Here is an 11,011-nt window from a genome sequence, read left to right on the forward strand (position 1 = left end):
AGACGCATGAAGTCGGCCTGATCATCGCTTCGGCGAAAGGCCGCGCAAGCATTCAAGGTTTCCGGGCGGCGAGCGCCCGATGGTCGAGACGCCAAGGTCGAGTTCCCCCGCATCGATCCACGCGTCCCACCGCGATGAGAGTCTCTCCCGCTCGGAAAGCCTCGCCGCCCGGAAGCCAGCATCGGAAACCCTGAAGCCGCATGCCGAGGGTGTGCGCAGACGATCAACGAATTGGACTGACGCCGATGACCGCCACCAACGACAGCAGTGAAAAGCGGCCTTTCAATCTTTCGCGCTGGGCCATCGGCCATCCGTCGATCGCGCGCTTCCTGTTCGGCCTGATCATCATCGCCGGCGGTCTCGGCCTGATGCGCATGGGCCAGAAGGAAGACCCCGATTTCACCTTCCGCGTCATGGTCGTCCAGGCGATCTGGCCGGGCTCCTCGATCCAGGAGATGGAAGACCAGGTCGTCAACAAGATCGAGCGCAAGCTGCAGGAAACGCCGCATCTCGATTTTGTCCGTTCCTACACGCGCGCCGGCAGCGCCATCATCACCGTCCAGATCAAGGGCGACACCAACGCCGAGGAGGTGAAGGACGCCTTCTACCAGGTGCGCAAGAAGGTCGGCGACATCTCGGGCGACCTGCCGCAAGGGCTGCTCGGCCCGTATTTCAACGACGAGTTCGGCGACACTTTCATCACCCTGCACTCGATCAGCGGCGACGGCTACAGCTATCCAGAGCTGAAGAAGTTCGCCATCCAGGCGCGCGACATGCTGTTGACGACGCCGGGCGTCGAGAAGGCCGTCATCATCGGCGACCAGCCGGAGAAGATCTATATCGACATCTCGTCCAAGGCGCTGGCCGAACGCGGCCTGACGCTGACTGACCTGCAGAACGCCATCAAGGGCCAGAACAATGTCGACCCGGCAGGTTCGGTCGACACCGGCCTGCGCTCGGTGCGCATCTCGGTCGAAGGCGACGTCACCAAGGCAGCCGACATCAGGGAATTGCGCCTGCGCGCCGGCGGCCAGGTGACGCGTCTTGGCGACATCGCCACCGTGTCCTCCGGCCTCGAGGATCCCTATCAGCGCAAGTACCGCTTCAACGGCCACGAAAGCGTCCAGGTCGGCGTTGTCATGGCCAAGGGCTTCAACGTCACCGATGTCGGCAAGGATGTCGAAGCAACCTACAAGCGCTTCGAAGAGGCGCTGCCTTACGGTGTTTCGGTCGACCAGATCTCCGACCAGCCGGAAGTCGTGCGCGATGCGGTGAAGGAGTTCATGGAGGCGCTCGGCGAGGCGCTGCTGATCGTGCTTGCCGTCTCGCTGCTGTCGATCGGCTGGCGCTCGGGCCTGGTCATCGCCATCGCCATTCCGCTGGTGCTCGCCGCCACCTTCGCCATCATGTACGAGCTCGGCATCGACCTGCAGCGCATTTCGCTTGGCGCCCTGATCATCGCGCTCGGCCTGCTCGTCGACGACGCCATGATCGTCGTCGAGATGATGGAGCGCAAGCTGGAGGAGGGGCTGGTCAAGATCGAGGCGGCGAGCTTCGCCTATTCCTCGACCGCTTTCCCGATGCTGACCGGCACGCTGATCACCACCGCCGGCTTCATCCCGGTCGGCTTTGCCGCCTCCACGGCCGGCGAATATGTGCGCACGCTGTTCTACGTCGTCGGCATCGCGCTGGTCGTATCCTGGTTCGTCGCGGTCTATTTCACGCCGTGGCTGGGCTACATGATCCTCAAGCAGCGCAAGCATGCCGGCAATCATCACGACGCCTTCGATACCGGCTTCTACCGCCGACTTCGCGCCACGGTTGGCTGGGCGGTGCGCCATCGCATCATCGTTCTGGTGATGACGCTGGTCACCTTCGCCACCAGCCTGTGGGCGTTCCAGTTCATCCCGCAGAACTTCTTCCCGCAGTCGTCGCGTCCGGAAATCCTGGTCGATCTCTGGCTGCCTGAGGGAACCTCGATCAAGGAGGTCGAGACGCAGGCCAAGGCGCTGGAAGCCCGGATGATGGATGACAAGGACAAGCGCTTCATCGCCACCTATATCGGCGAGGGCGCACCGCGCTTCTTCCTGCCGCTCGACCAGCAATTGCGCAACCCGAACTATGCGCAGCTTCTTGTCATGGCCAATGACGAGCCGGCGCGCGAGCGGCTGATCGTCAAGCTGCGCTCCATCCTGGCGCAGGATTTCCCGTCGATCCGTTCCAAGGTCGACCGCCTGTTCCTCGGTCCGCCGACCGGCTGGCCGGTGCAGATGCGCATCATGGGTCCGGACCGCCAGGAGGTGCGCCGCATCGCCGACCAGGTGAAGGCGAAATTCGCCGAAAATCCGCTGCTCGCTGCGGTCCATGACGACTGGCTGGAGCCGGTGCCGGCGATGAAGCTGGTCATCGACCAGGACCGGGCGCGAGCGCTCGGCGTCACCTCGCAGCGCATCCGCCAGATGCTGCAGGCGTCGATGTCCGGCGCGCCACTGGATGACTTCCGCGACGGCGAGGAGACGGTGTCCATCGTCGCCCGTGAACCGGACGCCAGCCGCAACCTGCTGTCCTCTGTCGACTCGGTCTATATCCCGACCGACTTTGGCGGCTTCGTGCCGCTGTCGCAGGTGGCCAAGGTGGTGCCGGTGCTCGAGCAGGGCGTCGAATGGCGGCGCGACCGTCTGCCGACCATCTCGGTGCGCGCCACGCTTCCGGACGGCGTGCAGTCGAACGATGTCGTCACCAAGATGTACAACGACATGCAAGGCATGCGCGCCGGTCTGGCGCCCGGCTACAAGATCGAGATTCAGGGCGGCGCGGAGGATTCCGCCGAGAGCCAGGCGTCGATCGCCGCCAAGGCGCCGATTATGCTGGCCGTCATCGTCGTGCTGTTGATGATCCAGCTGCAGCATTTCGGCAAGGCGATGCTGGTGCTGGCCACCGGTCCGCTCGGCATCATCGGTGCGGCGGCAGCGCTTTTGATCAGCGGCGCGCCGTTCGGCTTCGTCGCCATCTTGGGCGTCATCGCGCTGCTCGGCATCATCATGCGCAACTCGATCATCCTGGTCGACCAGATCGATCAGGACATAGCCCGAGGCATGGACCGATCGGAGGCGATTATCGGCTCGGCCGTGCGCCGTTTCCGGCCGATCGTGCTGACCGCAATGACGGCGGTGCTGGCGCTGATCCCGATCTCGCGTGCCGTGTTCTGGGGCCCGCTCGCCTACGCCATGATGGGCGGCATCCTGGTTGCTACCGTACTCACCATCCTGGTGCTGCCAGCAGGCTACGCGCTGTTCTTCGGCCGCGAGCCGAAGAAAGCCAAGGAGCCGGCAGGCGAGGCGGTGCAGGACAATGAGCGGCCGCAACTGGCCCTGGCCGCCGAGTAGCCACCGCTGGCGCATAGGATGCGCTCTTGGAAAAATGCTACAACGCCGTACGTTTGACGTGCGGCGTTGTGGCGTCCTGATGGCCATGATGCCCCATTTGTTGCGTGGAGGATGATCATGACCCTGGCCCAGACGTCGATCGCCCTGCGCCTGCCGATCGACGGACGCCATCGGCAGATGTTCATCGACGGCGCCTGGGTCGATGCTGCCTCGGGCCGCACCATGGAGACCCGCAATCCGGCGACCGGCGCGGTCATCGCCACGGTGCCGCGTGGCGACCGTCAGGACGTAGACACTGCGGTGGCGGCGGCGCGAAAGGCCTTCGATGGGCCGTGGAGCCGGTTCAAACCCTATGAGCGGCAGGTGCTGCTGCTGAAGATCGCCGATCTCTTCGAAAAGCACTGGGAAGAGATCAGCCGCTCCGACACCACAGATATGGGCATGCCGATCGTGCGCACCCGCGCCAACCGCAACCGCGTCATCGGCATGCTGCGCTACTACGCCGGCATGGCGACGGCGCTGCATGGCGAGACCATCGACAATTCGCTGCCCGGCGAAATCGTCTCCTTCACCCGCAAGGAGCCGGTCGGCGTCGTCGGCGCCATCATCCCGTGGAACGCGCCGACCGCGGCCTCGATCTGGAAGATCGGCCCGGCGATTGCCACTGGCTGCACCATCGTTTTAAAACCGTCGGAAGAGGCGCCGCTGACGCCGCTGTTGATCGCCGACATCATGAGCGAGGCCGGCGTGCCCTCGGGCGTCGTCAACATCGTCACCGGCACCGGCGCCGAGGCGGGTGCAGCACTCGCCGAACATATGGGCGTCGACAAGATCGTCTTCACCGGCTCGACCGCGACCGGCCAGTCGATCGTGCGTGCCTCGGCCGGCAATCTGAAACGCGTCTCGCTGGAGCTCGGGGGCAAGTCGCCGGTCATCGTCTGCGCCGATGCCGATCTCGACAAGGCCGTGCCGGTGGCCGCGATGTCGGTGTTCGCCAATTCCGGCCAGATCTGCATTGCCGGCTCACGTCTGTTCGTCGAGCGCTCCATCCATGACGAGTTCGTCGCGCGGCTCGCCGCTTACGCCGAGGGCCTGAGGATCGGCGACGGCATCGATCCGGCAACCGAGATCGGTCCGCTGGTCTCGCTACGACAGCTCGAACGGGTGACGGGTTACCTTGAAGCCGGATCGGCGGAAGGTGCGCGGCTGGTGACCGGGGGTACCCGCCTCACGGAGGGCGCTCTCGCCGCCGGCAATTTCGTTGCGCCGACCGTCTTTGCCGGCGTCTCCGACGACATGAAGATCGCCCGCGAAGAGATCTTCGGACCGGTCATCTCGGCGCTGCCCTTCGACTCGCTGGACGAGGCGGTCGAGCGCGCCAACAACACACCCTACGGCCTCGCCGCCGGGGTGTTCACCCAGAACGTCGCCACCGCGCACCAGCTGTCGCGAAGAATCCGCGCCGGCTCGGTGTGGGTCAACACCTACCACGCCATCGATCCGGCGGTGCCCTTCGGCGGCTACAAGATGAGCGGCTACGGCCGCGAGGGCGGCGCCGAACATCTCGGCGAATATCTCAACACCAAGGGCGTCTTCATCAAAATAGATTGAACGGCCGTCGGTTAGAAAATGCTCCGCAACAAGGGTTTTGCAAAACGGAATTCCTTTCCAGGACGGCAAAGCCGTCCGATCTTGGCTCGCATATAGGAGCAGTAAAGCTCGTCCACCTCAGGTGATCATCCCATGGCAGACAACAAGCAATTGCGGCTCGGCGCCTTCATGCGCCCGGTCAGCCTTCACACCGGCGCCTGGCGCTATCCCGGTTCCTATCCCGACGCTAATTTCAACTTCGCGCATCTGAAGCGCTTCGCGCAGACACTGGAAGCGGCCAAGTTCGACGCCTTCTTCATGGCCGACCATCTGGCCGTGCTCAACATGCCGATCGAGGCGCTGCGGCGCAGCCACACGGTGACCTCGTTCGAGCCATTCACGCTGCTGTCGGCGCTGGCCGCCGTCACCGACCATATCGGCCTGGTCGCAACCGCATCGACCACCTTCGATGCGCCCTACCACATCGCCCGCCGCTTCGCCTCGCTCGACCATATCAGCGGCGGCCGCGCTGGCTGGAACATCGTCACGACATCCAATCCCGATGCTGCGCTGAACTTCGGTCTCGACGAGCATGTCGAGCATGACGAGCGCTATCACAATGCGCGCGAATTCTACGATGTCGTCACCGGTCTGTGGGACAGCTTTGCCGACGACGCCTTCATCCGCGACGCCGAAAGCGGGCTCTATTTCGATCCGGCAAAACTGCATGTGCTCAACCACAAGGGAGAAAACCTCTCGGTGCGCGGCCCGCTCAACATTGCCCGCCCGGTTCAGGGCTGGCCGGTCATCGTCCAGGCCGGCGCATCGGAGGCGGGGCGGCAACTGGCCGCCGAGACCGCCGAGGTTATCTTCGCTGCCCACAGCGATCTCGCGGCAGGCCAGCGCTTCTTTGCCGATGTCAAAGGCAGGGCGCAAAAACTCGGCCGCGATCGTGACGATATCAAGATCCTGCCCGGCGCCTTCGTCATCGTCGGCGACAGCGTCGAGGAGGCGCGGGCCAAGCGGGCGAAGCTCGACAGCCTGGTCTACTACGAGAGCGGCATTGCCTCACTGTCGATCGCGCTTGGCCATGACGCGTCGGCCTTCGACCCCGACGCGGCTTTGCCGGACATACCGGAGACCAATGCCTCGAAGAGCAGCCGCGAGCGCGTCATCGAACTCGCGCGGACCGAGAACCTCACCGTGCGCCAGCTTGCCCAGCGGCTCGGCGGCTATGCCGGCCTTGCCTTTGTCGGCACGCCGAAAACCATCGCTGACGCGATGGAGGAATGGCTGCTTGCCGAGGGATCCGACGGCTTCAACGTCATGTTCCCCTACCTTCCCGCCGGGCTCGACGACTTCGCCGAGAAGGTGGTGCCGGAGCTGCAGCGGCGAGGCCTCTTCCGTCGCGAATATGAGGGCACGACCTTGCGTGAGAATCTCGGCCTGAAGCGGCCGCCGAACCGGTTCTTCGAAGGCGAGGAAGCGGCCATCCGGAAGGTGGGCTGAGACACCCGCCGAGGCTCTTGTGCAAAAAAGAAACGGGCGCGCCGAAGCGCGCCCGTTTCTATCGGTTTCCGCTGTCAGATGACGAAATACCAGTTGGCCAGCAGCATCACCACCACGCCGGCGACCAGCGTCAGGTAGGGCAGCATGCCGGCCTTTTTGACCGAGAGGTCGGCTCCCGCCATGCCGAGGTCGGCCAGCATGTGGTCGGGGAACTTGCCCTTGTCCTGGATGTAGTGGCGGAAGCAGAACACCGGGATGATCAGCGCCGCCGTGATCAGGCCGGCCCACAGCGCCATCGGGTTCCACACCTTGGCGCCGGCGCCCATGAAGATGGCGTTGACATAGGCGAAGATGGCGCCGACGCCGAGCAGCCAGCTCGGTGCCTTCCACGGCCGGTTGATGTGGCCGTTGTCGATGCGATGGATCCAGCCGGCATTGAGGTTGAGGAAGTTGAAGATGATGTAGCCGCAGTTCGACACGGCGAGGATGAAGAAGAAGCTCGTCGCGTCGGCCGAGGCGATGGCCAGCACGATCAGGTTGAAGACGAGGTCTGTCCACATCGCCCGCGTCGGCGCGCCATGCTCGTTGACGTGGCTGAGATAGCGCGGCAGCCAGCCATCGACCGAGCCCTGGTAGAGCGTGCGCGACGAACCGGCCATCGCGGTCATGATGCACAGCACCAGCGCCAGGATCATCAGCATGACCAGCAGGCTGTGGATGAGCGCGCCACCTCCGACCATGCCGGCCAGCGCATCCGCGACACCGGAACCATCGACGATCGGTGTTCCCAGCATGCCGTTGAGGCCGAGCACACCCTGGAAGGTGAAGGGCACCAGGATGAACAAAAGCATACAGAGCAGGCCGGAATAGAAGATCGCCTTGAACGTGTCAGTGCCCGGGTTCTTGAACTCTGACGTGTAGCAGACGGCCGTTTCGAAACCGTAGGTCGACCATGCGGCGATGAACATGCCGCCCAGCACCAGCGTCCAGCCGGCAATGTTCCACGAGCCGGGCTCGGGCGCATAGGCGGCGGCCAGCGGCACCAGCGGCGAAAAATTCGCCCAGTTGATCTGGCCGGTGACGATCGGCACGACGCCGACGATCAGCATCGGGATGATGACCAGCAGGCCGATATATTTCTGCACATTGGCGGTGCCGAGAATGCCGCGATGCTGGATCGCGAAGATGATCAGCATCAGCACCGCGCCGATGAAGAAGGTTGCGTTGAGGGTGAAGGATACAGGGCCCAGCGTGTGGCTGAACAGCGTCCAGGTGCGGATCGCCGGCGTGGCCGCCGCGGCCACAGCGGCGATGGCGTCGGCGGGCGCCGTGCCGACATGCGCGGCGATGTAGGCGACCACTTCTGGGGAGGTCTCGGTGAAGATCGGCACCGGCGCCAGCGCATTGAGGATATAGGCGGCGGCGATCGAGCAGCCGAGCGACAGCACCGGCGACCAGGCGAACCAGTTGCACCACACCGACAGCGGCGCGATGAACTTGGAGTAGCGCAGCCAGGCGGTGGCGCCGTAGATCGAGGCGCCGCCCGACTTGTTCGGGAACAGGCCGGCGATCTCGGCATAGGTGAAGGATTGCAGGAAGCCCATGATCATGGAGGCGATCCAGATTCCGAAGGCCAGCGTTCCCGTCGTGCCGGCAATGCCGCCGATCGAAAACAGGACAAGGGCCGGAACGCCGCTTGCCACCCAGAAGGCGCCCCGCCAATCGATGTTCCGGTGCAGCTTGCCTTCCGCAGGCTGCTCCAGGGCCGTGCTTATCGTGCTCATGTCTGTGAATTCCCCTTTTTCGCTGTTCCCGCCGGCGATGCCTCGACTGCGCGAAGCTTGCTCCCCGGCACCTGATCGCACGACTTCAGTGTTTCCACTCAGTCGTATTTTTTTCTTAACAGTGAAGATTGATCCGGCGCGCTTTCACGTCAAGCGATTTGTGATGTCGTGCACATCACGCTTGCGAAACGTGGATCGAAAGGCCGTCGGCAACAGCCGGCGAACCACTTCGATCAGGCTTTGAGGCCAACCATCAGGAGCGCGGCTTGGTCTTTTGCGGATCGTAGTGGGCGAAGGCCACCACCCGCGCCGGCAGCCGCTTGGCATGGCCGTCGAGCTTGCCGATCTCGACCTCCGTGCCGATGGCCGCATGGGTGACGTCGAGCCTCGCCAGCGCGATGTTCTTGTTCAGCACCGGCGAGCGCATGCCTGAAGTGACGACGCCGATCTGGGCGCGACCGACATGCACGCAATCGCCATGGCCGACGGCGACATTGCTGTCGATGTCGAGGCCGACAAGCTTGTGCTGCGGGTGCTCCTTGCGCCTGATCAGCGCCTCGCGGCCGATGAAATCGTCGGTCTTGGTTTTCAGCGGCACGGTGAATCCGATGCCGGCCTCGAACGGATCGGTCTGGTCGGAGAACTCGTAGCCGGCGAAGATCAGCCCGGCCTCGATGCGCACCATGTCGAGCGCCTGCAGGCCCATCGGCTTCAGCCCATGCGGCTGGCCGGCCTCCCAGATGGCGTCGAAGACTTTTTCGGCGTCGCGCGGATGGCACCAGATCTCGTAGCCGAGTTCGCCGGTGTAGCCGGTGCGCGACACGACGACCGGAATGCCGTTGCCGCCGCCGATGCGAGCGACCGCGTAGCGGAACCATTCGAGCTCGTCGATCGACGGCTGCACGGGCGAGGTCCAGATCACCTCGCGGAGGATGTCGCGGCTTTTGGGCCCTTGCACGGCGACATTGTGCATCTGGTCGGTCGACGAACGCACCAGCACGTTGAGGCCGAGTTTTTCGGCGGTGTCGCGCAGCCATTCGCCGGACAGATCGTCGCCGCCGACCCAGCGGAAATTGTCCTTGCCGAGGCGCAGCAGCGTGCCGTCGTCGATCATGCCGCCATGCTCGTAGCACATGGCGGAATAGACGACCTGGCCGACGCCGAGCTTCTTGACGTCGCGGGTCAGCGTGTATTGCAGCAGCGCTTCGGAATCCGGACCGGTGACCTCGAATTTGCGCAGCGGCGACAGGTCCATGATCACCGCATCCTGCCGGCAGGCCCAGTATTCGGCGATTGGCCCTTCCTTGGCGAAGGAATTGGCCAGCCAATAGCCCCTGTACTCCACGAAGTTGCGGGTGTGCTTGGCGAAGGATGAGTGGAAGGCGGTCTCGCGGGTCATCTTGGGTTCCGAATCGGGCGTCATGCGTCTGGCGATCGCTCGCGAGAATTTGTGCTGGCCGGAATAGGTGCGCACATGGATGTCGGTAAGATCCCAGCCATTGGCGGGCGTGGTGTCGTCGGGGCAAGCGGAGGAGACACAGACGATGTCGGTCAGCGCCCTGAGCAGCACATAGTCGCCAGCCCGCGACCACGGCTCGTCCGACACCATGACGCCATGCGCGTCGATCGCCGTGTTGAAGAAGAAGTTGATCGCCATCCAGCCCGCGCGCGGCGTCACGCCCTTGTCGGCCAGCGCGCGATTAAAATTCTCCGAGCAGTTGGTGTGGCCGGGATAGCCTATGTCGTCGTAATATTTGGCCGCACACGCCAGCGCGAAAGCGTCGTGCCGGCCGCATGTGTCCTGCACCACCTCGACCAGCGGCTCCATGTCCTGGTCGTAATATTTCGAATGCAGGCCGGGCATCGGGTAGCTCGATCCCATCAGCGTGCGCGTCGTCGTCACGTCGAGCGGGTGGTCGTGGCCCTTGTCCAGCTTGCGCGCCGAAAAGCACTGGAAGTCGGTGCACTGACGGCCGTCGACATCGATGATCTGCAGATAGTCGCCGGCCTTGACGAAATAGGATTCCGCGGTTGCCGAATGGACACGCAGGTCGAGCACCGGATCGGCGAGCGGATCGGCCAGCTGCGACTTCGATTTCAGGCGCACCGTGTTGCGCCGCACGATGACGGTAAGCGGTGTAGCGGTGTCATGGCCGTCGACCAGCATCGGTCCACCGGGCGCTGCAATCAGCATCGCGCCATCACGTGCTACAGCGAACGCCTGCTCGGTGCCGGCCGGCGTGGCACCGCCGAACACGCGCACCGCCTTGGGCTGGTCGAGCTGCACCTGCCGGCGCTCGAGCCCCCGACGCACGGAAGCGAGACTGTCGTCGCCCTCGGCCAATAGCGCCTTGATCCCCGCGGCATTGCTGTTGGATTTTTCGCCGAAGATGGAAGGGTCAGTGGCGCCTGACTTGTCCCAGGCCAGCAGCTCGCAAGCCTGCCCGCCTTCGACATTGCGCACGCTGATCGTATCGCCGGCCTCGACCTCGATCAGCACCGCGCCATTGCCTGGGATGGTATAGCGCTCCAACCCCGGCGGCAGCGCGATCTGGCCGGGCCTCAGAATAAGGCTGGGGCGCGGCGGGCCGGATGTGATTGTGGGGTAGGGCGACTGGCTCATCTCAACTTGGGTTTCGAGAAACAAGTTTGCCTGTGTGTGAAATTATTTTAGCAGCAAGAATAGCAGGGAGATCGCGTTTGGCAAGCACTGGCTCCCCCTTCTCCCCTTGTGGGAGAAGG

At 64.1% G+C, this 11,011-nt stretch carries 5 protein-coding genes; 3 read left to right on the forward strand and 2 right to left on the reverse strand.

Annotated elements, in window-relative coordinates; all coding sequences use genetic code 11:
- Positions 1-245: 245 nt before the first annotated feature.
- The 3 genes from AC1DZ8_RS21475 (at position 246) to AC1DZ8_RS21485 (ending at position 6,485) form a co-directional block, all read left to right on the forward strand.
- Entirely contained in the window at positions 246-3,386 is a 3,141-nt protein-coding gene (locus AC1DZ8_RS21475) for an efflux RND transporter permease subunit (RefSeq protein ID WP_477302304.1), read from the forward strand.
- Between the two features lie 117 nt (positions 3,387-3,503).
- Positions 3,504-4,997, forward strand: coding sequence for an aldehyde dehydrogenase family protein (locus tag AC1DZ8_RS21480; protein ID WP_477302306.1), 1,494 nt, complete (start codon positions 3,504-3,506; stop codon positions 4,995-4,997).
- Between the two features lie 132 nt (positions 4,998-5,129).
- Positions 5,130-6,485: an LLM class flavin-dependent oxidoreductase gene (locus tag AC1DZ8_RS21485; RefSeq protein WP_477401604.1), complete on the forward strand. Its 1,356-nt coding sequence runs from the start codon at positions 5,130-5,132 to the stop codon at positions 6,483-6,485.
- Positions 6,486-6,559: 74 nt separating this feature from the next.
- On the opposite strand, the gene AC1DZ8_RS21490 is transcribed toward AC1DZ8_RS21485, so the two are convergent.
- Complete coding sequence (locus AC1DZ8_RS21490; RefSeq protein WP_477302310.1) at positions 6,560-8,269, reverse strand: APC family permease; 1,710 nt, start codon at positions 8,267-8,269, stop codon at positions 6,560-6,562.
- Positions 8,270-8,522: 253 nt separating this feature from the next.
- Complete coding sequence (locus tag AC1DZ8_RS21495; protein WP_477302312.1) at positions 8,523-10,892, reverse strand: DUF1989 domain-containing protein; 2,370 nt, start codon at positions 10,890-10,892, stop codon at positions 8,523-8,525.
- Positions 10,893-11,011 lie beyond the last annotated feature (119 nt).

This window comes from Mesorhizobium sp. P2_F7, assembly GCF_056403695.1.

Excerpts from the sequence above, each read along its gene's own strand:
- AC1DZ8_RS21475 (WP_477302304.1), top strand. The coding sequence starts at position 246 with ATGACCGCCACCAACGACAGCAGTGAAAAGCGGCCTTTCAATCTTTCG.
- AC1DZ8_RS21480 (WP_477302306.1), top strand. The coding sequence starts at position 3,504 with ATGACCCTGGCCCAGACGTCGATCGCCCTGCGCCTGCCGATCGACGGA.
- AC1DZ8_RS21485 (WP_477401604.1), top strand. The coding sequence starts at position 5,130 with ATGGCAGACAACAAGCAATTGCGGCTCGGCGCCTTCATGCGCCCGGTC.
- AC1DZ8_RS21490 (WP_477302310.1), bottom strand. The coding sequence starts at position 8,269 with ATGAGCACGATAAGCACGGCCCTGGAGCAGCCTGCGGAAGGCAAGCTG.
- AC1DZ8_RS21495 (WP_477302312.1), bottom strand. The coding sequence starts at position 10,892 with ATGAGCCAGTCGCCCTACCCCACAATCACATCCGGCCCGCCGCGCCCC.